This is a genomic window from Amycolatopsis nalaikhensis, assembly GCF_030264295.1.
GTDB classification, from domain to species: Bacteria; Actinomycetota; Actinomycetes; order Mycobacteriales; family Pseudonocardiaceae; genus Amycolatopsis; species Amycolatopsis nalaikhensis.
This window is the reverse complement of sequence record NZ_CP127173.1, coordinates 4,226,626-4,249,359: the sequence shown is the minus strand read 5'-3', so window position 1 is coordinate 4,249,359 and position 22,734 is coordinate 4,226,626. Positions and strand designations below refer to the sequence as shown.

At 69.0% G+C, this 22,734-nt stretch carries 23 protein-coding genes and 1 pseudogene; 16 read left to right on the top strand and 8 right to left on the bottom strand.

Translation table 11 applies throughout. The annotated features are described in order from the left end of the window. Nucleotides 1-21 precede the first annotated feature (21 nt). Nucleotides 22-456: a hypothetical protein gene (locus QP939_RS21070; RefSeq protein ID WP_285458514.1), complete on the top strand. Its 435-nt coding sequence runs from the start codon at nucleotides 22-24 to the stop codon at nucleotides 454-456. On the opposite strand, the gene QP939_RS21065 is transcribed toward QP939_RS21070, so the two are convergent. Beyond that, entirely contained in the window at nucleotides 372-1,601 is a 1,230-nt protein-coding gene (locus tag QP939_RS21065; protein WP_285458513.1) for an IS256 family transposase, read from the bottom strand. The two genes, QP939_RS21070 and QP939_RS21065, sit on opposite strands and share 85 nt — an antisense overlap. Nucleotides 1,602-1,604: 3 nt before the next feature. Here QP939_RS21065 and QP939_RS21060 point away from each other — a divergent pair, with 3 nt between their 5' ends. Next, nucleotides 1,605-2,162, top strand: coding sequence for an IS110 family transposase (locus QP939_RS21060; protein ID WP_285458512.1), 558 nt, complete (start codon nucleotides 1,605-1,607; stop codon nucleotides 2,160-2,162). Here the strand turns inward: QP939_RS21060 and QP939_RS21055 are convergent. Then, nucleotides 2,156-2,998, bottom strand: a complete 843-nt coding sequence (locus QP939_RS21055) for a transposase family protein (RefSeq protein WP_285458510.1) — start codon at nucleotides 2,996-2,998, stop codon at nucleotides 2,156-2,158. The two genes, QP939_RS21060 and QP939_RS21055, sit on opposite strands and share 7 nt — an antisense overlap. 104 nt (nucleotides 2,999-3,102) lie before the next feature. Here QP939_RS21055 and QP939_RS21050 point away from each other — a divergent pair, with 104 nt between their 5' ends. Continuing rightward, a complete protein-coding gene (locus QP939_RS21050; RefSeq protein WP_285458508.1) occupies nucleotides 3,103-3,765 on the top strand; it encodes an IS110 family transposase in 663 nt (220 codons plus the stop codon). Nucleotides 3,766-4,086: 321 nt separating this feature from the next. Here QP939_RS21050 and QP939_RS21045 read toward each other — a convergent pair whose 3' ends face one another. Together QP939_RS21045 and QP939_RS21040 are read right to left on the bottom strand one after the other, a co-directional pair. Continuing rightward, complete coding sequence (locus QP939_RS21045; protein WP_285458507.1) at nucleotides 4,087-4,626, bottom strand: hypothetical protein; 540 nt, start codon at nucleotides 4,624-4,626, stop codon at nucleotides 4,087-4,089. 53 nt (nucleotides 4,627-4,679) lie between these two features. Then, entirely contained in the window at nucleotides 4,680-5,156 is a 477-nt protein-coding gene (locus QP939_RS21040) for a hypothetical protein (RefSeq protein WP_285458506.1), read from the bottom strand. Nucleotides 5,157-5,508: 352 nt separating this feature from the next. Here QP939_RS21040 and QP939_RS21035 point away from each other — a divergent pair, with 352 nt between their 5' ends. From QP939_RS21035 to QP939_RS20980, 12 genes are all read left to right on the top strand, one after another. Continuing rightward, nucleotides 5,509-6,327 (top strand): CoA transferase subunit A, encoded by an 819-nt coding sequence (locus QP939_RS21035; protein ID WP_237335983.1) that lies wholly within the window; start codon nucleotides 5,509-5,511, stop codon nucleotides 6,325-6,327. 32 nt (nucleotides 6,328-6,359) lie between these two features. Further along, the gene (locus QP939_RS21030; RefSeq protein ID WP_285459804.1) at nucleotides 6,360-7,088 is read left to right on the top strand and encodes a CoA-transferase subunit beta; all 729 of its coding nucleotides are present in this window, start codon (nucleotides 6,360-6,362) and stop codon (nucleotides 7,086-7,088) included. Then, a complete protein-coding gene (locus QP939_RS21025; RefSeq protein ID WP_285458504.1) occupies nucleotides 7,085-8,260 on the top strand; it encodes a thiolase family protein in 1,176 nt (391 codons plus the stop codon). Before QP939_RS21030 ends, QP939_RS21025 begins: the two co-directional genes overlap by 4 nt. 19 nt (nucleotides 8,261-8,279) lie before the next feature. Further along, entirely contained in the window at nucleotides 8,280-9,023 is a 744-nt protein-coding gene (gene pcaH, locus QP939_RS21020; protein WP_285458502.1) for a protocatechuate 3,4-dioxygenase subunit beta, read from the top strand. A 73-nt stretch (nucleotides 9,024-9,096) separates the two neighbouring features. After that, entirely contained in the window at nucleotides 9,097-9,642 is a 546-nt protein-coding gene (gene pcaG / locus QP939_RS21015; protein ID WP_020421708.1) for a protocatechuate 3,4-dioxygenase subunit alpha, read from the top strand. Then, entirely contained in the window at nucleotides 9,635-10,960 is a 1,326-nt protein-coding gene (pcaB, locus tag QP939_RS21010; protein ID WP_285458499.1) for a 3-carboxy-cis,cis-muconate cycloisomerase, read from the top strand. Before pcaG ends, pcaB begins: the two co-directional genes overlap by 8 nt. Further along, nucleotides 10,957-11,718: a 3-oxoadipate enol-lactonase gene (gene pcaD / locus QP939_RS21005; protein ID WP_285458497.1), complete on the top strand. Its 762-nt coding sequence runs from the start codon at nucleotides 10,957-10,959 to the stop codon at nucleotides 11,716-11,718. Before pcaB ends, pcaD begins: the two co-directional genes overlap by 4 nt. After that, on the top strand, nucleotides 11,715-12,116 hold the full coding sequence (gene pcaC / locus QP939_RS21000; protein ID WP_285458495.1) for a 4-carboxymuconolactone decarboxylase: 402 nt from the start codon (nucleotides 11,715-11,717) through the stop codon (nucleotides 12,114-12,116). Before pcaD ends, pcaC begins: the two co-directional genes overlap by 4 nt. 63 nt (nucleotides 12,117-12,179) lie before the next feature. Then, nucleotides 12,180-12,974 (top strand): IclR family transcriptional regulator, encoded by a 795-nt coding sequence (locus QP939_RS20995; RefSeq protein WP_017984324.1) that lies wholly within the window; start codon nucleotides 12,180-12,182, stop codon nucleotides 12,972-12,974. Further along, nucleotides 12,967-13,530: a nucleotidyltransferase family protein gene (locus QP939_RS20990; RefSeq protein WP_285458494.1), complete on the top strand. Its 564-nt coding sequence runs from the start codon at nucleotides 12,967-12,969 to the stop codon at nucleotides 13,528-13,530. Before QP939_RS20995 ends, QP939_RS20990 begins: the two co-directional genes overlap by 8 nt. 775 nt (nucleotides 13,531-14,305) lie before the next feature. Next, nucleotides 14,306-15,163, top strand: coding sequence for a tyrosine-type recombinase/integrase (locus tag QP939_RS20985; protein ID WP_352251998.1), 858 nt, complete (start codon nucleotides 14,306-14,308; stop codon nucleotides 15,161-15,163). Further along, nucleotides 15,160-17,628 carry a tyrosine-type recombinase/integrase gene (locus tag QP939_RS20980; RefSeq protein ID WP_285458492.1) on the top strand — a complete coding sequence of 823 codons (2,469 nt, stop codon included), beginning with the start codon at nucleotides 15,160-15,162 and terminating at the stop codon, nucleotides 17,626-17,628. The genes QP939_RS20985 and QP939_RS20980 overlap by 4 nt, the downstream gene beginning before the upstream one ends. Before the next feature lie 94 nt (nucleotides 17,629-17,722). On the opposite strand, the gene QP939_RS20975 is transcribed toward QP939_RS20980, so the two are convergent. Then, the gene (locus QP939_RS20975; RefSeq protein WP_285458491.1) at nucleotides 17,723-18,946 is read right to left on the bottom strand and encodes a Shedu anti-phage system protein SduA domain-containing protein; all 1,224 of its coding nucleotides are present in this window, start codon (nucleotides 18,944-18,946) and stop codon (nucleotides 17,723-17,725) included. Between the two features lie 42 nt (nucleotides 18,947-18,988). Here QP939_RS20975 and QP939_RS20970 point away from each other — a divergent pair. Beyond that, nucleotides 18,989-20,277: pseudogene (locus QP939_RS20970) on the top strand (IS256 family transposase). A 527-nt stretch (nucleotides 20,278-20,804) separates the two neighbouring features. Here the strand turns inward: QP939_RS20970 and QP939_RS20965 are convergent. From QP939_RS20965 to QP939_RS20955, 3 genes are read right to left on the bottom strand one after another with little or no spacing between them, the layout of a single operon-like run. After that, nucleotides 20,805-21,236, bottom strand: a complete 432-nt coding sequence (locus tag QP939_RS20965; protein WP_285458490.1) for a hypothetical protein — start codon at nucleotides 21,234-21,236, stop codon at nucleotides 20,805-20,807. Beyond that, complete coding sequence (locus tag QP939_RS20960; protein ID WP_285458489.1) at nucleotides 21,233-21,832, bottom strand: hypothetical protein; 600 nt, start codon at nucleotides 21,830-21,832, stop codon at nucleotides 21,233-21,235. The genes QP939_RS20965 and QP939_RS20960 overlap by 4 nt, the downstream gene beginning before the upstream one ends. A gap of 25 nt (nucleotides 21,833-21,857) precedes the next feature. After that, nucleotides 21,858-22,685 carry a restriction system modified-DNA reader domain-containing protein gene (locus tag QP939_RS20955; RefSeq protein ID WP_285458488.1) on the bottom strand — a complete coding sequence of 276 codons (828 nt, stop codon included), beginning with the start codon at nucleotides 22,683-22,685 and terminating at the stop codon, nucleotides 21,858-21,860. Nucleotides 22,686-22,734: the final 49 nt, after the last annotated feature.

The following is a 22,734-nucleotide window of genomic DNA, read 5'->3' as shown; positions in this document are numbered from 1 at the left end:
CTCCTGATGTCGTGTGCGAGCTTGCAGTCCCAGGACATCGAGGAGGACGTCATGCCCCACGGTAGTGGCCTGTCGCGTGGTGACAAGCGCCGAAACGAGCGGTTGGCTCGGTTGCGGGCGCTGGTACCACCCCAGAACGCGATCGTGGGGATCGATCTGGCCGATGAGAAGCAGGCGATCGTGGTGACCGATCACGATTCGCGGGTGCTGGCGCGCAAACGGGTCCGGGCCAAGGCGTGGCGGCTGGGTTCGGTGCTGGAATGGGCCCGTGAGGTGGCGCGCCGGCACGGATTCGCCGATGTCACGGTGGGCTGTGGGTCGCGTCCCATCGAGTGGTGTAACTCGGTGCGCGTGAGGCTCTGCTGGTCAGATCATGCCGTGATGAGTTCGGGTGTGGCCAGTTCTTCCGGGGTTGGCGGTGTGGTCAAGGTGGCCATGGTGGCTTCGGAGAGGTAGCGGCGGTCGGTGGTCTGCCATTCGTCGTGGGCTTCGACCAGGACGGCGCCGGCGAGGCGGAGCAGGGCTTCGGGGTTGGGAAAGACGCCGACGACGTCGGTGCGGCGTTTGATCTCCTTGTTCAGCCGCTCGAGGGGGTTGGTGGACCAGATCTTCTTCCAGTGGCTGGGCGGGAAGCTGGTGAACGCCAACAGGTCGGTCGCGGCGTCGCGCAGCATCGTCTCGACCTTGGCGGACTGCCGTCCCAGCATGCCGGCGATGACATCGAGCTGGTCGTGCACCATCTCTGCCTTGGGCTGGGCGAAGATGGTGCGGATCGCCGCGGCGACCATCTCGCCGGAGGCCTTGGGGATCTGGGCGAGCACGTTGCGCAGGAAATGCACCCGGCAGCGTTGCCAGGCCGCACCGAGCACCACTGCGGTGATGGCGTGCTTCAAACCGGTGTGCGCGTCGGAGATGACCAGCTGCACCCCACCCAGCCCGCGGGCCTTCAGACCGCGCAGGAACGCGGTCCAGAACGCGCCGTCCTCGCTGTCGCCCACGGCGAACCCGAGCACCTCGCGCCACCCGTCCGCGCGCACGCCGGTGGCGATCACCACGGCCTGGGAGATCACTCTGCGGTTGACTCGTGCCTTGCAGTAGGTGGCATCCAGGAACACATACGGGAACGTGTGCTCGGCCAGTGACCGGTCCCGGAACGCGCCGACCTCGGCGTCCAGATCGGCGCAGATGCGCGACACCTCGCTCTTGCTGATGCCGGTGTCCGCACCCAGCGCCTTGACCAAGTCGTCGACCTTTCGGGTGGACACACCGTGCAGATAGGCCTCCATCACCACCGCGAACAACGCCTGATCCACCCGCCGACGCCGCTCCAACAGCGATGGGAAGAACGACCCGGTGCGCAGTTTCGGGATCCGCAGCTCCAGATCACCAGCGGTCGTGGTCAGCATTCGGGCACGGTGCCCGTTGCGTTGCGTGGTGCGCTCTGCTGAACGCTCGTGCGGCGCGGCGCCGATCACCGCCGTGAGCTCGGCCTCGATCAGCGCTTGATAGATCGTTTCCGCGGCCTGGCGGACACGATCACCGACGTCCGCGACCTTGAGTGCGTCCAATACTTCCAGCAGGGCAGACTGGTCCAGGGCCATCGCGTGGCACCTCTCTACGAGAACTTTGGTCGGTTCACGCAGAGACTCACGCGGTGGCCCCTCCCGGCTGGTCAGACACGCCGGTCAAGACCCCGACTTACACCACCACCTGGGACGCAACCGGGCTGTGAGCCGACCGGGCACCGGTGGCGCGTTCTTGATCAGCTCGCGGCGGGGTTGGGCATGCCGCTGGTGTGTGTGCAGCCGCTGCTGGTCGGGCGGGCCCGGGAAAGCGAGGACTACACCCGGGACAAGACCGACGACAAGGACGCCGTGCTGATCGCGCGGCTGGTCGGTGACCTGCGCTGCTACGTGCCGGAACGGGCAGAGGAAACCTGGGCGCGGCTGCGGCACCTGGGCGCTCGGCGGGAACGGCTGGTCGCCGCGGCCACCGCGAACGTGCAACAGCTGCGCGACCTGCTGGAATGCGCCTGGCCAGCGGTGCTGGGCTGCGCGGCCAAACCGTTCGAGTCGAACAGTTGGTGCGCCGCGCTGACGGTAGTGCTCCACCGCGGCAACGGCCGGCCGGAACGGCTGGCCAGAATGAGGTTTTCTCAGTAGCGTCCGTGGTGTTCGTGGTGGGTGAGGACGAGTGCTGCTTGGACGATGTGGCCGATGCGGTGGGGGCAGAGGCTGATGTGGTGGAGTGCGCGCCAGCGGGTTTTGAGCAGGGCGATGGCGCGTTCGCCGAGGGCTCGTGCTCGTGATTGCAGCAGGTTGTAGACCCGCTGACGAGGGCCTAAAGGTGGTTGACCTGCGGCTTTCTTGATCGGGGTGTGGATGCCGATACCGGCTGAGTGGTAGGCCTTGTCGGCCAGGGTCGGCAGGCCCTGCCCGGCGGCGGCGGTCAGGGCGCCGACGATGTCCAGGTCGCGGGCGGCGGAGAGGTCGTTGCGGGAGCCGGGCAGCACCGCCGAGACCCACAGCGGGAACCCGTCGGGGGTGGCCAGGAACTGGATGTTGCCGCCGAAGGCGCGGTGCTTGCCGGAGTACCACAGATGCACCGTGGCCCCCCGATTGCGGCCTTTGGTTTTGATCGTGGTCGCCGCGACCCGGTCACAGGTGATCAGCGTGCCGTCGAGGATGACGTGGGTGTCGCCGGCGGCGCGGCGTTCGCGCAGGACCTGGTGCAGGTCCGGGGCGTGGGCGGCCAGGGCGGTGATCGCTTCGTGCAGGTAGCGATAGGCGGTAGCCACGCTGATCCGGTGATCGGTGGCCAGGCGGTGGATCGGGGTGGCGTCGCGGAACCACCGCAGCACCAGCACCGCCTGCCGGTACGGGGTCAGGGCCCGCCGGCCCCGGCGTGTGCCACGACGCCGGCGTTCGGTGCGCAACACATCGGAGACGAACCAGACCAGCTCGCGCGCCACATCGAGCGTGGCACCATAATCGATCACGTGGGGCCTCTGGAACCTCGGACTTGATCTTCGCAAATCCAGTCCTACCAGGGGCCCCACGCCCACATCTCAAGGCACGCGCACCCACTACTGAGAAAACCTCAATGGGGCTTGCACGGTTTCTGCAGGCAGTCAACCGTGAAGTCGCGCACTGGGGCGGGCGCCAGATCTGGCGGCGCATCGTCAGCGCCGTCTTCACGGCGCTGACCGACCAGGCGGGCGTAAGCGCGCAACGAGCCGGCGCGTTGGAACGGGCCTGTTTCGTGCTCGCCGACTGGCATGCGACGAAGCGTCGACTGTCGGAAGTGGAGGCTCGTATGGTCGAGGTCCTCGACCAGCTTGAACTGACCGACCTGGTCAGCTCCATCCCGGGACTGTCGACCGTGGGCGCGGCCGCGATCCTGGCCGAAACCGGGGATCTGACCCGGTTTGACAGCCCGCGCGCGGTGGTCAAACACGCCGGGCTATGTCCCCGCGAGAACAGCAGCGGCACCAAGGACGGCCGGACCCGCATAGCTCGTCGCGGCCGTCCCAGGCTGCGCTTGGCCGCATGGCGCGCAGTCTGGGGCGCCCAAGCGAACAACCCGGTGCTTACCGCTCGCTTTTATCATCTGACCACCCGGCCGGAAAACCCGCTCACCACCGGGCAAGCCCACGCCGCGCTCGCCGCCGCACTGCTGCGCTGGCTGCATGTCATCATCACCCAACGCGTCCCCTGGAACGAACAGATCGCCAGCGGACGCATCGATCTTTCCGCCGCCGCCTGAGCCAGGCCGCGGCGGATTCCAGGGACGGGCCAAGCTCCACCCGGCGTTGAGGACCGACCTCGACCGACACCCTGAGCAGGCCCGCCGTCTCCTCCCCAAACTCGATTGCACGCTGTCGGGTCAGCAACCCCATTGCCAGCTACGTAGAGCCGAGGAGCCGGTGAGCCCCCGATCCCCACTTGACAAATTCGTCTTACGCTGGTGTCGGGCCAGAAACACCGATCTTGAGACAGTCCCGCCACACCGAGTAGGCAGTAGATCGGCGCGTGGTCCGCAGCCAGCGGGGGTGGCTGAAGGTGATCGTCGTGCCCGGTGTCCCGGCTAGTTGCTGCGGTAGGGCTTGTAGGGCAGGACGCGTGGTTCGCGGGGCGGGGAGACGAGGTTGTCGCCTGGCCAGAAGGGTCCTTCCGCGGCGAACCGCCGTACGTGTCCGGTCAGCTCGTCCAGGTGCTGTTGCCGCTCGACCGGGCCTGCCTGGGAGCGGGTGCCGTCCGGGTGGTACAGCTCGTGCACGGTGTTCGGGCCACCGCCCACCAGAACAGCCGCGACCTGCGGCAGACCCATCGGCATCGCGTCGCAGCCTTGGTGGCGGGCGATGTGCACCACCGCGTCCACCACCTGTTCCCAGTCGGCGACCAGAGGCCACAACTGCCCGCCGTCCAGCTCGAAGGTCAGCGTCGATAGCGGCACCACCTCGCCAGGCGTGCGGCCGGGGAACTCGGTCAGGCAGCGGTAGATCCGGCCGCCGTCCGGCTGCGGCGCCGCCGGGTGCAGCAAGGTCAGGGCGTGCACGATCGTGGCGTTGATCGGCACTGGGTGCTGCGGGGACTGGTAGGGCTCGTGTAGGGCGAGCAGATACACGTCCTGGATCGTCACATGTTCCCTTTCCGTCGCGGCTGAGGTGGGGCGGGCCATCAGGCGTACGGCTCGACGGAAATGCTGTAGACATGCCCGCGCCAGGACCGATCCACCGGCAAGGCACGGACGGCGTACTGGTAGGTGGGCAGGCCCAGCTTGTCGGCGCGGGCGAGTAGCGCGCGGATATCGCCCAAGGTCAGCACATGTGCCGACAGTCGACGGCCCCAACGGCGCCATTCCACCTCGGGGCCGGTGGGCTTCTGTGTGACGCTCGTGCGTTTCTCCGCGTCGCTGCGGTCGGCTCCGTGTGCGTTCGCGGGTGGTGACGCTGGCGGACCGTCGCTGTCGGTGTCGCGGGCGTCTTCGACCACGGTCTCCAGGCGTTTCACCTTGCCGTCCCAGCCGGCGAAGCACCGGACGGGCGTCGCGTCGGGGAAGTGCAACGCCGTGGCGCTGTCCACGAACTCGCGCAGCTCATGGAAGTGGAAGATGGTCCGGTCAGGGCGCCTGGCCTGCGTCACGTTGTGCGTCACGACCACCACGATAGGCATTCGCCCCGACACGGCACGTGGCCCCTCTGTGGATCACCCGACTGGCCGAGCGGGGGGTGCCGACAAAGGACACGTAGGTGGCCAAGCTCGATTGGTGATGCACGCTGTGGCGGTCCGCCAGCGCGGTGCCCTGCTGGGGTTGCCGGGGGGTCCTGGTCGCGGTAGGTGGGTTCGGTGTGCTCGCTGCCGATGTCGGCGTCCTGTTGCTCGCTCTCGGCCGTCACCGGATCGATTTCGGGTCCGCTCATGCGTCCACCCTTCCTTGCGTGGCTCCGGTCGGCCAGCTATGTTCATATGTAGAACTTGTGTGCGGAATGCGAACGGAAGCAGCTCAATGGCCGAGATAACGTCGCTCCGTGACGCCGTCGCCCAGCTGGTGCACGACGGGGACACGGTCGCCCTCGAAGGATTCACCCATCTGATCCCGCACGCGGCGGGGCAGGAGATCATCCGCCAGCGGCGCAGGGACCTCACGCTGGTCCGGATGACCCCGGACATCGTCTACGACCAGCTCATCGGCGCCGGGTGCGCGAAGAAGCTGATCTTCTCGTGGGGTGGCAACCCGGGTGTCGGGTCGCTGCACCGCTTCCGCGATGCCGTGCAGAACTCCTGGCCGGTGCCGCTGGAGATCGAGGAGCACAGCCACGCCGGCATGGCGAACCGCTACGTCGCCGGCGCGTCCGGGCTGCCGTTCGCGGTGCTGCGCGGCTACCGCGGCACGGACCTGCCCAAGCACACGGACACGATCAAGACGATCACCTGCCCGTTCACCGGTGAGGAACTGGCCGCGGTGCCCGCCATCAACCCGGACGTGTCGATCATCCACGCGCAGCGGGCCGACCGGGCGGGCAATGTCCAGATGTGGGGCCTGGTCGGGGTGCAGAAGGAGGCCGTGCTGGCCGCCAAGCGCAGCCTGGTCACGGTCGAGGAGGTCGTCGACGAGCTGACCCCGGTGCCCGGCCAGGTCATCCTGCCGACCTGGGCCGTCACGGCGGTCGCCGAAGTGCCCAACGGCGCGCACCCGTCCTACGCGGCTGGGTACTCCGAGCGCGACAACGAGTATTACGCGTATTGGGATTCCATTGGGCGGGAGAGGGACTCGTTCCAGCGCTGGCTGGACGAGAAGGTGTTCGGCGTGGAGGTGGCCCAGTGACGACGGTCGAACGGACGTACACGTCCGACGAGATGATGTCGATCGCCGCGGCCCGCGCCCTCACCGGCGGCCAGCGGGTGTTCGTCGGCATCGGGCTGCCCTCCACCGCGGCCAACCTCGCGCGCCGCACCCACGCCGAGGACCTGGTGCTCATCTACGAGTCCGGCACGCTCGGCTCGAAGCCCACCCGGCTGCCCGCGTCGATCGGTGACGGCATCCTCGCCGACACCGCCGACGCGGTGATCAGCGTGCCGGAGGTGTTCAACTACTGGCTGCAGCCCGGCCGGATCGACGTCGGCTTCCTCGGCGCGGCGCAGCTGGACAAGTTCGGCAACATCAACACCACGGTCATCGGCGCCGACTACGCCGACCCGAAGGTCCGCCTGCCGGGCGCCGGTGGCGCGCCGGAGATCGCCGCGAACTGCCACGAGGTCTACGTCGTGGTGCGGCAGAGCAAGCGCAGCTTCGTCGAGCAGGTCGACTTCATCACCTCCTTCGGCCACGGCCGCGGCAAGGGCGAGCGGGAGAAGCTGGGCCTGCCCGGCGCCGGCCCGACCCTGGTGATCACCGACCTCGGCGTGATGCGCCCGGACCCGGAGACCGCCGAGCTGGTGCTGACCCAGATCCATGAGGGCGTCACGGTGGAGCAGGTCAAGGACGCGACCGGCTGGGACCTGAAGGTCGCGCCGGAGCTGGAGACCACGCCGCCCCCGACCGAGGCCGAGCTCACGGCCCTGCGGGAGTTGAAGGCCGCCAAATGAGTGACGCATACGTTCTCGACGCCATCCGGACCCCGTTCGGCCGCTACGGCGGCGCCCTGGCGGGAGTCCGTCCCGACGACCTCGCCGCGCACGTGCTGCGTGAGCTGGCCTCCCGCAACGACCTCGACCCCGCCACGGTGGACGAGGTCGTGCTCGGCGACGCCAACCAGGCGGGCGAGGACAACCGCAACGTGGCGCGCATGGCCGCGCTGCTCGCGGGCTGGCCGACCTCGGTGCCCGGCACCACCGTGAACCGGCTCTGCGGCTCCGGTCTGGACGCGGTCATGCAGGCCAGCCGCACCATCGCGACCGGCGACGCGTCGCTGGTCGTCGCGGGCGGCGTGGAGTCGATGACCCGCGCGCCGATGATCCTGCTCAAGCCGGAGAAGGCGTACTCCCCGGCGACGCAGACCCTGCATTCGAGCACCCTCGGCTGGCGCATGGTCAACCCGGAGATGCCCGAGCAGTGGACGATCTCGCTGGGCGAGAGCACCGAGCGGCTGGCCGAGAAGTACGGCATCACCCGCGAGGCACAGGACGAGTTCGCGCTGCGCAGCCACCTCAACGCGGCGAAGGCGTGGGACGCGGGCTTCTACGACGACCACGTCGTGCCCGTCCCCGGCACCGGCCTGACCCGCGACGAGGGCATCCGCGCCGACTCGACGCTGGAGAAGCTGGGCAAGCTCAAGCCCGCCTTCCGCAGAGGTGGCACCATCACCGCGGGCAACGCCTCGCCGCTCAACGACGGCGCGTCCGCCGTCCTGCTGGGCGACCAGGCCGCGGCCGACCGGCTCGGCAAGACACCGCTGGCGCGCATCGCGGGCCGCGGCGCGGCCGGTGTCGACCCGGACGTGTTCGGCATCGGCCCGGTGCGGGCCGCGGAGATCGCGCTGGAGCGCGCCGGGATCGGCTGGGAGCAGCTGGCCGCGGTCGAGCTGAACGAGGCGTTCGCCGCGCAGTGCCTGTCCTGCTTCGCCGACTGGCCCAAGCTCGACCCGTCGATCGTGAACGTCAACGGCGGCGCGATCGCGATCGGGCACCCGCTGGGCGCCTCCGGCGGCCGCATTCTCGCGTCGCTGGCCTACGAGCTGCGCCGCCGCGGCGGTGGCTACGGGCTGGCCGCGATCTGCATCGGCGTGGGCCAGGGGCTCGCGGTCGTGCTGGAAGCGTGAGGAGAAAGGAAAACGTGCTATGGCAGCACCGACGAGTAACAAGCTGATCCTGCCGCGCTACCGGCGGGACCCGGAGGGCACGCACCCGCCGCTGGACTCACCGGGCTACCGGTCGACGGCCCTGCGGCACCCGAAGCAGCCGCTCGTTCTGCTGCCGCAGATGCTCACCGAGGTGACCGGCCCGCTGCTCGGCCCCGGCCGCCTCGGTGAGTTCGACAACGACCTGACCCGCCAGCACGCGGAAGAGCCGCAGGGGCAGCGCATCCTGGTGCACGGCCGCCTCCTCGACGGCGACGGCCGGGGCATCCCGAACTCGCTGATCGAGATCTGGCAGGCCAACGCGGGCGGCCGCTACCGGCACATCGGCGACAACTGGCCGGCCCCGCTGGACCCGAACTTCGACGGCGTCGGCCGCACCATCACCGACTCGCAAGGCCGGTACGAGTTCACCACCATCAAGCCGGGCGCGTACCCGTGGAAGAACCACGACAACGCCTGGCGGCCCGCGCACATCCACTTCTCGGTGTTCGGGCAGGCGTTCACGCAGCGCCTGGTGACGCAGATGTACTTCCCGGACGACCCGCTGTTCTTCCAGGACCCGATCTTCAACTCGATCCCGGACGAGAAGGCGCGGCAGCGGATGATCTCGCGGTTCGACTACAGCCGCACCACCGACCACTGGGCGCTGGCGTTCGAGTTCGACATCGTGGTGCGCGGCCGCGAGCAGTCGGTGTTCGAGAACGAGGAGGAGGAGGACGAGTGAGCGACACTTGGCCCTTTTCGCGCTTGCTCGTCCGACCGGGTGCGGGTGTCCCGCAGAACACAGAGGAAGACGAATGACGACCCCTTCGCAGACCGTCGGCCCCTACCTCGCGATCGGCCTGCCCTGGGAGGACGGCCCGACCGTGGTGCCCGAGGGCACCGAGGGCGCGGTGTGGATCCGCGGCACCGTCACCGACGGCGAGGGCAACCCGGTGCCGGACGCGATGATCGAGACCTGGCAGGCCGATCCGCAGGGCCGCTTCGACCACCCGGACGACCCGCGCGGCCGCGTTCCCGGGTTCCGCGGGTTCGGCCGCTGCCCGACCAAGCCGGACGGCAGCTACGAGATCCTCACCCTGCTGCCGGGCGCGATCCCGGGCGAGAACGGTGCGACGCAGGCCCCGCACATCGACGTGTCGGTGTTCGCGCGCGGGCTGCTGCACCGGGTCGTCACGCGCATCTACTTCCCGGAGAACACCGAGGCCAACGCCGCCGACGCGGTGCTGAACTCGGTGCCGGAAGACCGGCGCGGCACGCTGATCGCTGCCAAGACCGACGACGGCTACCGCTTCGACGTGCGTCTCCAGGGTGAGGCTGAGACAGTGTTCTTCGATGTCTGACCTGTTCGACCCGATACTCGCCGCCGGGCCGCTCCGCGACGAGGTCTCCGACGCCGCCTGGCTGCGGGGACTGCTCGACGCGGAAGCGGCGCTGGCGGAGGCGGAGGCGGACGCGGGCGTGATCCCGCGCGAGCACGCCGACCGGATCGCCGCCGTGGCTCGTGACGGGAAGTTCGACCCCGCCGCGATCGGTGCGAAGTCCGTCGGCGTCGGCAACCCCGCCGCGCCGCTCGTGCGGGAGCTGACCGCGCAGGTCGGCGGCGAGGCGGGCCGCGTGGTGCACCTCGGCGCGACCAGCCAGGACATCGTGGACACCGCGGCGATGCTGGTGTCCGCGCGCGCGGTGGACGTGCTGCTCGGCGAGGTCGAGGCGTGCGCGGACCGGCTCGCCGAGCTGGCGCGTGAGCACGCCGGCACTGTCCAAGCGGGACGGACGTTGCTGCAGCAGGCGCTGCCGGTGACGTTCGGGTTCCAGCTCGCCGGCTGGCTCTCCGGGCTGGACGCGGCCGCGGACCGGTTGCGGGCGCAGCGGTTCGCGGTGCAGCTCGGCGGGGCGACCGGCACGCTGGCGTCGCTGGGCGAGCAGGGGCCGGCGGTGCTGGCGGCCTTCGCGCGCAGGCTCGGACTTGCGGAGCCCGCAATGCCGTGGCACACCGAGCGGACGCGCATCGCGGAACTCGCCGGGGCGCTCGGTTCGTTGGCAGGTGTGGTCGCCGGTGCGTCGCGGTCGCTGGTGCTGCTCGCGCAGACCGAGGTCGGCGAGATCGCCGAGGTCGCCGAGGGCAGCGGCGGATCGTCCACCATGCCGCACAAGCGGAACCCGGTCGCCGCGGTGGCGGCCGCGGCGGCCGCGCAGCAGGCGCCCGGACTCGTCGCGACCCTGCTCGGCGCGATGGCGCAGGAGCACCAGCGCGCGGCCGGTTCCTGGCACGCCGAGTGGCGGCCGCTGACGGAACTGTTCCGCAGCACCGGATCCGCCGTGCACTGGCTGCGCACGAGCCTCGACCGGCTCCAGGTCGACGCGGACCGGATGCGCGCGAACCTCGACCTCACGCACGGCGCACTGCTGTCGGAACGGGTCACGACCGCGCTCGCGGCCGAGACCGGGCGGCTCGAAGCACACGACGCGGTGAGCGCGTGCACCCGCCGCGCTCTGGCCGGTGAGGGTGAGCTGGCCGATCTGCTGGCCGAGGACGCCTTGGTGGGCAAGCACCTGTCGCGCGAGCGCATCGGCGAGCTGCTGGACCCGGCCGGTTACCTGGGGAGTGCGCGGTTCTTCGTCGAACGGGTGCTGGAGAAGCGAAAGGGGACTTCGTGAAGGTCCACTACGAGACCGCGGGCGATGGTGAGGTCGTCGTCCTGAGCAACTCCATCGGCAGTAACCTGCGCATGTGGGAGCCGCAGGTGAAGCCGTTGGTGGACAACGGTTTCCGCGTCGTCCGCTACGACACGCGGGGTCACGGGCAGTCGCCGGTGCCGCCGGGGCCGTACTCGATCGCCGACCTCGGGCGTGACGTCGTCGAGCTGCTGGACACGCTCGGCGTCGAGTCCGCGCACTTCGTCGGCCTGTCGCTGGGCGGGATGACCGGCGCCTGGCTCGGGCAGCACGCGCCGTCGCGGTTCCGGTCGCTGGCCCTGACGTTCACCTCGGTCAAGCCGGGCAACGTCGACATGTGGACCGGGCGCGCGAAGCAGGTGCGTGCCGAGGGCATGGCGACGATCGCGGAGGGCAGCATCGGCCGGTGGTTCACGCGGGACTGGATCGACGCGAACCCCGAACTGGCCGAGGAGCTGCGGCAGATGACGGCCACGACCCCGGCCGAGGGCTACGCGTCGTGCTGCGAGGCCATCGCCGGGCTCGACCTGACCGCGGGGCTGGGCACGATCACCGCGCCGACCCTGGTGATCTCGGGAGCCGACGACGCCGCGCTGCCGCCCTCGCACGGGCAGGTCATCGCCGACGGCATCCCGGGCGCGAAGTTCGAGGTGATCGACCACGCGGCCCACCTGGGCAGCTACCAGCAGGCAGGCAAGTTCACCGAACTGCTCCTGGAGCACCTGAAGGGGGCGCGATGAGCGACGAGCTGTACGACGCGGGCATGCGGGTCCGGCGCGAGGTGCTGGGCGACGCGCACGTCGACCGCGCCACCGCCAACGCGACCGAGTTCACGCGGAAGTTCCAGGACTACATCACCCGCGCCGCGTGGGGCTCGATCTGGACGCGCGAGGGCCTGGATCGCAAGACCCGCAGCTGCATCACGCTGGCCGTGCTCACCGCGCTGCACTGCCACGGCGAGATCGCGATGCACGTCCGCGCCGCCGTCGGCAACGGGCTGACCGCCGACGAGATCGGCGAGGTGCTGCTGCACGCCGGCGTGTACGCGGGGGTGCCGGCGGCCAACGAGGCGTTCGCCATCGCGCAGAAGACGCTGGCCGAGATGGGAGAGCCCACCGCCCAGCCGCGCGCCCACTAATCCCGCCCGTCGCCCGCCACCACCCTCAACGGAGGCGCTTCGCGCCGCAGTTAGATTGGAAATATGGAACCGACCGAGCGCGGCGCGCACCACGTCCAGTCGCTGGAACGCGGCCTGGCCGTGATCCGCGCGTTCGGCGCCGGGTCGCCCGAGCTGACGCTGTCCGACGTGGCGCGCTCGACCGGCCTGACCCGCGCCGCGGCCCGGCGGTTCCTGCTGACGCTCGTCGACCTCGGGTACGTGCGCACGGACGGGAAGTACTTCTCGCTGACCGCGCGTGTGCTGGAGCTCGGCTACGCGTTCCTGTCCAGCATGACCCTGCCCGAGGTCGCGCAGCCGCACCTGGAGCGGCTGTCGGCGGAGGTGCGCGAGTCGAGTTCGGTGTCCGTGCTGGAGGGCGCCGACATCGTCTACGTCGCGCGGGTCGCGGTGTCCCGGATCATGACGGTGAGCATCAACGTCGGCACCCGGTTCCCCGCCTACGCCACCTCGATGGGGCACGTGCTGCTCGCCGGGCTCGACGACGAGGGGTTCGCCCGGTACCTGGAACAGGCCGAGCTGCAGCGCCTGACCTCGCACACGCTCACCTCGCCCGCCGCGCTGCGGGCCGAGCTGGCCGCGGTCCGGCAGCAGGGCTGGGCGCTGGTGGACCAGGAGCTGGAGGAGGGGCTGCGGTCGGTCGCGGCGCCGATCCGGGACCGGCAGGGCCGCGTCGTGGCGGCGGTGAACGTGTCCACCCACGCCAGCCGCACCCCGCGGGAGACGGTGATCGAGGAGATGGTTCCGCCGCTGCTGGCCGCCGCGAAGCGCATCGAGGACGACCTGGCCGTCGCACCCGCGCAGGCCCGCCGTGGCTGAGTGCGCCGGGCTGCTGCTGGCGGCCGGCGCCGGACGGCGGATGGGACGTCCGAAGGCGCTGGTCGAACTGGACGGGGAACCGTTGCTGCGCCGGGCTTTGCGGGCCCTGACCGACGGTGGCTGTTCGCCGGTGCGCGTGGTGGTTGGCGCGCAGGCTTCGGATGTGCGGGCGTTGCTGCCGGATCCGTCGTGGGCGGTCGAGTCGCCTGACTGGGCCAGCGGAATGGGCGCGTCGCTGCGGGCCGGGCTGCGGGCACTGCCGGACGCGTCGGCCGTGCTGGTGCACCTGGTCGACCTCCCGGGGGTGGACGCCCGCATCGTGGCGCGGCTGCGGGCGCTGGCCTCGCCGGACGTGGTCGCGCGCGCCGCCTACGACGGCGTGCCGGGGCATCCAGTGCTGTTCGGCCGCCGCTGGTGGGACGAGGTCGCCGAGAGCGCCTCGGGCGACCGCGGAGCCCGCGACTGGCTCCGCGGCCGCACCGACCTGCGGCTGGTGGAGTGCGCCGACCTGGGCGGCGGCCAGGACGTGGACACCCCAGCGGACCTGCCGCGCTAGGCGGCGACCACCCCGGGCGCCGCCGGTTCGCCGGGCGGGTGTCCCCGCGACGGTCACGCTGGCTGCGGGTGGTCTCCGAGGGTGCCCCGGGCGTACCCGAGTGCGCCGACGTGGGTCGCGGCGGCGGGGCCGTGTCGCCCGGGCGGACCTGCCGCGCTACGGGGCGACCCCGGGCGCCGCCGGTTCGCCGGGCGGGTGTCTCCACGACGGTCACGCTGGCTGCGGGTGGTCTCCGAGGGTGCCCCGGGCGTACCCGAGGGCGCCGACGTGGGTCGCGGCGGTCGGGTAGGCCGGGGCCGATCATCCAGCCGAGGCGTTCGCAGTCGACATGTTGACTGAACTAACTTGACTGTTCCGGCAGGTCATCGGGCCTGCTCAAACAGGCGTTGCTAGCTTGCCTGTGTGATCTTGGAACGGGATGTTGCACGTCTGGTGGTGCCGGCAGTGGGCAAGCTGGTCGGTCCGTTGGACGGCGAGTCGGAGCCGTATGAACTGGTGGACACGACGGGCGCGGTGGTGGCGCCTGTGAGTGCGTTTTTCCGTGAGTTGACGGCGTCGGGCCGGCCGATGGCGACGCTCCGGTCGTATGGGATGGACCTGCTGCGGTGGTGGAGATTCCTGGCGGCGGTCGACGTGCGATGGGATCGCGCGAGCCGGAGCGAGGCACGGGATTTCAGTTGCTGGATCCAAATCACGGCCAAACCACGCCGCGGCTCAGCCGCCTCCGTGGGATCTGTGAAGCCGGCGGCGGGCAAGCCCGCCCCTGGTGTGGGGTATGCACGGTCGACGATCGTTCACAGTGAGACGGTCCTTCGCAGCTTCTACGATTTCCATCTCGAGACTGGCGACGGACCGGTCGTCAACCCGTTTCCGTTGGATCGGTCGCGGCGATCCGGGCGAGCCAATGCCCACCACAACCCCATGGACCAGTTCCGTCGGGATCGAGTGGGCCGGTACCGGCCGCGGGTTCCACAGCGGATGCCGCGAGGGATCCCTGATGATCGATTCGACGAGATCTTCGCGAGGTTGCCCTCGGATCGGGATCGGGCGTTGGTCGCGTTCTGGATCTCCAGCGGGGTCCGCGCGTCGGAGTTGCTCGGAAGCTCGGGTCAGAGACGCCGACCCCGGTCGGCAAGTGATCACAGTGGTGCGTAAGGGAACGCGGTCCGTCCAGGAGGTTCCCGCGTCCCCGGACGCGTTCGTCTACTTGCGGATCTACCAGGAACAGATGCGTGGCCTCGTGCCACCGGGCCGGACGCAACCGTTGTGGTGGACACTGCGGCGACCGTACCGGCCGTTGACCTACCACGCGGCGCACCGCATGTTCGAGCGGGTTAACACATTGCTGGGCGCGAGCTGGACGCTGCACGCCCTTCGACACACTGCCGCCCAACGGATGGCCGCCGATCCCGACCTGCCGTTGACCCACATCCAGGCCGTGTTGGGCCACGCCTCGCTGACCACAACCGAGCGGTACCTGATCCCCGGCAGGGACGCGGTGGTCGAGCAGGTGCTCGCCCACTACGCGCGGCAAGCAGCCCGACGCGACCAGCCAGCACCTGCACCGCCGCCCGGCCCAACTTATGACCCGCGATCTCTGGAGATCCTGTGGGGAAGGCCCGACGGCGTATGACGAGCATCGCGGCTGACGACGACCAGCTGCCACTTCAGACGCACACCGACGGCACCCTCGACGGACATAGCGTCGGCGAGGGCGCCGCGTACGTGCAGATGCTGCGACGGAGGTTCCCGCCTCGGCCTGCCGCAACGTCCTGGGTGCAGACCACCTGGTCGCGGGAGGAGATCCTGGACCTTCTGGCGTCGCCGACGTTTCGCACGTCCAACCGGATCACGCAGCGCGCCCGGTTACTCGGGGCGCGGCGGCTGCTGGACTGGCTGGCCATCCACCCCGGCAATACGTGGCAGCAGCGCTGGCTGGCCAGCGGCCAACACGACCTGTCCGGGGGTGACTGGGCGCGGCTGCCATCTGACTGGCTTGCCGCCCAAGGTGACGACGGTGCGGCCAACCTCGGCGTTCTGGCGTCCGGGATGAGGATGCTGGTCTGTGCCGAGGTGATCCGCCCGGCCGCGGCTTGGGTGATCACGCGGCGCTCCTCTCATTTGACCGCAGGTATGGCGCAGTACCGCGACCCCGCAGGATTCGCCGCGTTGGACCGCCTCATCACTGCTGACCCGGCAATCAGCAGGGACAATGCCAACCTCGCGAAATCTCGGGTCGCGTTCATCCTGGCCACCAAGGGAGGCCGGATCTCCGACGTCACCGTCGGCGATTGCGTGGAGCTCTACGACACCAACCCTGGTGCGCAACGTGTGAAGCGCTATGGCCGGACCTTGTACTACACCTTGCTGCACCGGATGGGTGTGTTCAGCGCCGACGCGCCGTCCACACTGGATGAGCTGTTCTGCGGCCGACGGCGAGGCCAGCTCTCCGTCCGCGAACTGGTCGACCGGCACAACCTGCAATGCGCTCCCATTCCGGACCTCCTCGTCGACTATCTGACCGAGCGTCGGCCCGCGATCGACTACGCCACGTTGACTAACCACGCACACATGCTGGCTGGGCTGTTCTGGGGCGACCTGGAACGCCACCATCCCGGCATCGCGTCTCTCCACCTGCCCTCAGAGGTCACCACGGCCTGGAAGACCCGGTTGCGGACCGGCATGCCGGAGGCTGGCGACCCGGCCACCGGCACAGAGAAATCCATCGGGCGCCACAAGGTCGCGCGGGTATTGCTCGCCGTGCGCGCGTTCTATCTCGATATCGCCCAATGGGCGCTGGAAGAGCCCGCACGCTGGGGTCCGTGGGCCGCGCCGTGCCCGATCAAGGCGGTTGAGGCTCGCGCCAAGAAGGAGCAGCAGGCCACCAAAGCCCGCATGGACCAGCGCACGCGTGAGCGCCTCCCCGTTCTACCCATCCTGCAGCGCACTGCGGCCGAACGGTGGAAATCGATGGCCGCCCGGCTGGAGGCAGCGTGTAACACGCCGCCCGGTCAGACGTTTGAGTTTGGCGGCGACGTCTTCCGCAGGCCCTTACCGGGCGCGGCAAAGCAGCACGCCATGGTGTGGGCCGAGCACGCCACCACCGGGCTCCGCCGGAACCTGACGCTAGAAGATCGGGATGCGTTCTGGGCATGGGCGGCGATCGAGGTGCTATCTCGGACCGGGATCCGGATCGAGGAACTCCTGGAGCTCAGTCATCAGGCCATCACCTCCTATCGGCTTCCCTCCACCGGAGAACTTGTTCCCTTGCTGCAAATCGTGCCGTCCAAGACCGACGCCGAACGTCTCCTTCTCGTTGACCCCGAGTTGGCCGACGTGCTCAGCACGATCATCTGCCGTATTCGTAAGCCTGGCGGCACGGTACCCCTCGTGCCCGCATACGACTCCTACGAGCTGACGTGGACGCCGCCGATGGGGCTGCTGTTCCAGCGCAACGTTGCCGGCCAGAACCGAGCGTTCACCGCCGCCGGTATCCGCGAAGCCATCAAGCAAACGCTCGAAGCGACCGGGCTCACCGATACCGCAGGCGACCCTTTACACTTCACTCCACATGACTTCCGCAGGATCTTCGTGACTGACGCGATCATCAACGGCCTGCCACCACACATCGCGCAAGTAATCTGCGGACACAAAAAGATCGACACCACAATGGGATACAAAGCTACGTACCCTACCGAGGCGATCGAGACACACCGCGCCTTCATCGCCCGTCGACGAGCGGCACGGCCAAGTGAAGAATACCGCACGCCCACCGATAATGAATGGGACTCCTTCTTGGCGCAGTTCGAAAAGCGTAAAGTCTCCGTCGGAACTTGCGGACGCGCCTTCAACACGCCATGCATACATGAGCACGCGTGCGTCAGGTGCAGCCTACTTCGGCCTGCCCCAGCTCAACGCCACCGCTTGTTGGAAATCCGCCACAACCTCGAAGCCAGAATTATCGAGGCCAAACGTGAAGGATGGCTGGGCGAAGTCGAAGGACTGCAAGTCAGCCTGACCGGAGCCAAGAACAAGATCAGCCAACTCGACCAAACGCTCGCACGCCGAGCCACTTCGGTCGAACTCGGCATGCCGTAGTTCGCCGAACTTGCTGGCCGATCGAGCACCACTGCAAAATCGCATACCTGAGGTTCGCGAACCAACATCACGATCGGCGAGGACCACGCACGGATTAACTTTCCGGCATGACCTCGGCGTCGCTGATCTCGAAAATCAGCGCCCGCTCCGCACTATCAAGCAGGTCGTCATAAGTGAGGACCTGAACACGGCTGAGGTGCGCATTGTAGGAGCGGATCGTCTGGTCCACCTGTTCCCTCCTAACACCAGCTGGGTACGCCCGATTCTGATGGCCGATAACGACGGTCCCCTTCGCGCGTCGGTAGTCGTAGTCGAGCCCCAGTTCGTTGCGGTGAACGGTCTGGAGGGTCGCTCCCATATCGTCGAGGGAGCGAAGGTAGTTCATGCACTGGCTGACCGCCTCGTGGACCTCGTTGGCCACGATGAGGTGGTTCCGATGCAGGCGAACGATCTTGCTGTCTGGCCCTTTGAGTTCCACGATGTGCAGGCTTCTGTCGGCGCAGACCAGCGGGATATCGTGCTGGTCCAGCGGCATCAGTGTGCGCCTGGCGGCGATGCCGACGTACTGACCGCCAAACACCCAGTAGTTGGCGCCCAAGGCGTTGTGCATCTTGGTCTCGGTGACACCTTCAGTCATTGCGAGTTCGCGGAGTCGCGCTACAAGCTGCCGCCGATGCTCGATCACGGCGGCTTCCGCAGCGGACAGGCCCTGCGGTGTGGAGGTGATGCCGAGAACCACCTTGCCGAGGTCATCGCGTTGCGCCAGCTTTCGCCCCAACTCGACGGAGTTGACAGCACTGTCCGCTCTCCGCTTCCTGATCTCCGCGACTCGATCAGCGATGGACTGGGCGAACTGGCCGAAGCCCATCTCGGCGCGCGGCTCGCTCACAGAGGGTTTGTCCGAGGGGGTAGACGCCAAGTAACAGATCGCGTCGTATCTGCCGTCTTGGATGAGCCGCTCGAAGAAGATCCCGTACCTGTCCTTGTAGGAGGCACCCTCGGGGAAGCCGAACTCATCTCCGAAGTGCCCGCGCCGGGTCCGGACCGGGATCGTCGAGCGCTCGCAGTCCTCAAGCACGAAGCAGAGCGCCAGGCAGGGCTTGAACGCCGTCAACGCCTCAGGCTCGTACGGCCGGCCGAGGTTCACCGCGTCCCCGAGAATCTGCTCGACCCGGTTGCTGAAGTTGTTGCCGAAGTTTGGGCCAGTGGCGGCTCTGACGCCCACGGCGGCAATGGGTACCTCGTGAGCAATGCTTGAGACCTGTGGATGGGCTGGGAAGGGGGCGTACCTTCCCGGTGACCCGGTTGAGGTTTCCAAGCATGGCCGACGCGCCAACGTCGGCCGGGAAGGTACGACCCGATGCTGAGCGTAGTCCCTGATCCTGCTGCTGGTGATGACGGTGCGGCGGGCGGCTCGTCCGCGTCGTCGGTGATCGATGAGCTGGTGCGTGAAGGCGCGCGCCGGATGCTGGCCGAGGCGCTGCAGGCCGAGGTCGAGGCCTATATCGCCCGGTTCGCCGGCGAGCGTGACGAGAACGGGCACCGCCTGGTGGTGCGCAACGGCCACCACGAGCCCCGTGAGGTGCTCACCTCGGCGGGTGCGGTCGAGGTGACCGCGCCGCGGGTCAACGACAAACGCGTCGATCCCGGGACCGGGCAGCGGCAACGCTTCTCCTCGGCGATCCTGCCGCCGTGGGCGCGTAAGACCTCGAAGATCACCGAGGTGCTGCCGTTGTTGTACCTGCACGGCCTGTCCACCGGGGACTTCGTGCCCGCACTGGGCCAGTTCCTCGGCTCGACCAAGGGCCTGTCCGGCCCGGTGATCACCAAGCTGACCGAGCAGTGGAAGGCCGAGCAGCGCGCGTTCTGCGAACGTGATCTGTCTACTGTGGACTTTGTGTATCTGTGGGCCGACGGGATCCACGTCAACATCCGCTTGGAGGAACACAAACTGTGCCTGCTTGTGATGATCGGCGTGCGCGCCGACGGCCGTAAGGAGTCGTCGCGCTGACCGACGGGTACCGGGAATCGGCCGAGTCCTGGGCGGACCTGCTGCGTGATGCCAAGCGCCGCGGCATGCGCGCCCCCGTCCTCGCGGCCGGCGACGGGGCGCTCGGGTTCTGGAGCGCGCTACGCGAGGTCTTTCCCGAGACCCGGGAGCAGCGCTGCTGGTTCCACAAGATCGCCAACGTGCTTGCCGCACTGCCCAAGTCCGCGCATCCCGGCGCGAAGAAGGCCCTCGCGCAGATCTGGAACGCCGAAGACCGCCGGCACGCCCTCGACGCGGTGACAACGTTCAAAGCCCTGTACGGCGCGAAATTCCCCAAGGCCGTCGCCAAGATCACCGACGATGTCGAGGAGCTGCTCGCGTTCTACGACTACCCGGCCGAGCACTGGATCCACCTGCGCACCACCAACCCCATCGAGTCGACCTTCGCCACCGTGCGGCACCGCACCAAGGTCACCAAGGGGCCCGGCTCACGCGCCGCGGGCTTGGCGATGGCGTTCAAGCTCATCGAAGCGGCGCAGGCCCGCTGGCGGGCGGTCAACGCGCCCCACCTGGTCGCCCTCGTCCGCGCCGGAGCCCGCTTCGAGAACGGCAAACTCGTCGAACGCCCCACCGAACACACCCCACCCGCAGCCGCTTAAAAGATCTTCATCCACAGGTCTTGACAATTGCTCTACCTCGTCCTCGACCACGACCAGATCCCACATCCGGGGGTTCGGGTTGTAGGCACCGGGGAGCGCTATAGCCTCGTCTCTGCGGATACTCGACCGCTCCACTCCCGCACCGACAAGCTCGTCCTCGACGAGCCGCACCAGCGCTTTCTCCTGAGGTCCCCTCATTTGCGTTGTGGACGCTCGCTTCGCCCAGAATTCGGCAAGCGCGTCCGTCGCAGGGTGCGCAGCCACGGAACCCCCTCGTCAGCACCGTCACATCCGAGCACGACAGTATGCCCGGTCGTTCGGGACACGCCCTCCCTGGGGCTTTAGTTCAGAGAAGGTCTCGCCGGGCCAGCGGCCGGACCAGGTGTCCTTGCCGCAGTCGTGTTCGTGCTCGCAGCTCAGGCGTTGAAGTCCGGTGCGCAGGCACCTGGCCACGTCGCAGCCGTCGACGTGTGGCTGGCCGATGGCGACCTCGCAGTCCGGGCAGTGCGGCCGGGGTGCGGAGAGGTCTAGGAGGTCGGGCATGTGCTGTCGTGCCTTTCGGTCTGGTCGTGGGTGGGTTCGGGTGGGGCGTGCCCGGTCGCTGCGGGTCGTTGTGGCGGGTGGTCAACGCGCGGCATCGCGTAGCTCCAAATGCGGCCGGTGATCACCCACGCGCGACCTCGGTCGAAGAGGTAGATCCAGTCGGTGCTGCGGCTGTCCGGCCATGACCACGGCCAGCCGTCGCGGGGGTGATGACTTTGTCCGAGGTTCTGCTGGGTGAACACGTCGAGCAGGTCGAGTACGGCGTCGGCAAACGTCGTCGGGTCGGTGGCTTCCAGCATGAGTCGGCCGGAGTCGAGGGCTCGCAGGGTTTCGGGGTCGGCGTTGCCGTGGATGGCTCCAAGCCAGCGGGCACGGCGTCCGGTTTCGTCGTAGAAGTCGGCGGTCGTGGGGATCATCGGCCGGGTGCGCGTTCGGCGTCGGCGGGGTGTGGGAAGTAGCAGTCCTCGTCGCATTCCTGCGCGCCCCGGCTGGTGATGAAGGGGCAGTCCTCGCGGTGGTGTTTGGTGAAGGTGACGCTGCCGTCGGGGTGTTCGATGATGTGCAGCGCACCGCCGTGGGTGTAGGCCCAGGTGATGTCGTCGGGGTCGATGCGGTGCTCGGCGTCGTAGCCGTAGCTGGTCGCCAGGAGCGCGCTGATCGCGCCGTGCAGGTGGGGCGAGATGGTGTGTGTGCTCGGTGGGGTGGCGAGGATCGTGGCGGCGCGCTGGAGGAGGCGTTCGGTGACGGGGCTGAGGAACCGGGCGGGGTCGTCGATGTCGGGGCCTGGTGTCGGGGTGTTGTGCCACCAGTCGCTGGGCGCGTCGGCGGCGAGCATGGTCCAGGTCATCTGGTCGTTGAGGACCTCGGCGACGGCGCGGCTCTGGTTGATGTAGAAGTCGCGTTCGACGTGGGCGCGGACGGTGCGTCCGGCGATCTCGACGGTGCGGGTGTGGTGGTAGTGGTGCGGGCTGGTGCCGGTGGTCTCGTCTCGTTCGGTCATTGTGCTGGTCATCTCGGAGTCCTTCCGGGTGGTCGGTTCAGCGACGGGCGAGTTCGGTGCGTAGGTCGGCCAGCAGGCGGTTGTCGTGAGCGCGTCGCCACAGGTGCCAGCCGTTGGCGGTGAAGTCGCAGAGGTGGGTGGCGAGGGCGTTGACGGTGGACACGGCGAACTCGTCCGGTCCGTGGTGGAGAACCCCGCCTGCCTGGACGGTGGCGGTGTGCTCGTCGAGCACGATCTGGTCGCCCTCGGCGAGCAGTCCGGTCTCGAGCAGCTTGGCGAGGCCGTCGGGTGCGCGGCGAGGCGCCGAGGCCGCGGGCTCGCCGGCGAGGCCGAGTCCGCGCGAGAGCCAGTCGGGCATGGCGGCGGCGATCGGCCCTGTCAGCGTCACCCCCTGCGCGTCTTGAAGGGCGGCGTCGGCGAGGTAGCGCATGTGCACGAGCACCGTCATGGCGACCTCGTGCGGCCAGCGCGCGTCCACTGCCTGCCAGGTGCCCACGGTGCGCCACTCGCCCTGCATCGCGGCGAGGACCTCGACATTGGTCAGGGCGGGGTTGGTGGGCGAGGTGTGCAGGCGCACGACGACGTCTCCGGCGTGCAGGGTGGCGGGCGGCGGTTCGGGTAGCCACACCCCGGCGAACAGGTCGGCGGTGTCGGTGTGCGCGGGGTCGGGTGCGGGGGCGTCCCCGGTGAAGCGGACTGGGGCTCCGGCGGCGTCGGTGGTCCGTACGGCGACCACGACGAGCCCCCACGCCCCAGCGGGCGGGCACATCGGCACGGCGGGCGGAACCGTGGGGGCGAGCAACACGGTCTCGGGTGGCAGAGTGCCGGGAATTGTTGGCGTCGTCGCGCCGTGGTGCGTGGTCACAGCTGTCCTCCAGGTGGGCAGGTTGCGGGTGAGTGGTGTCCGCCAGACG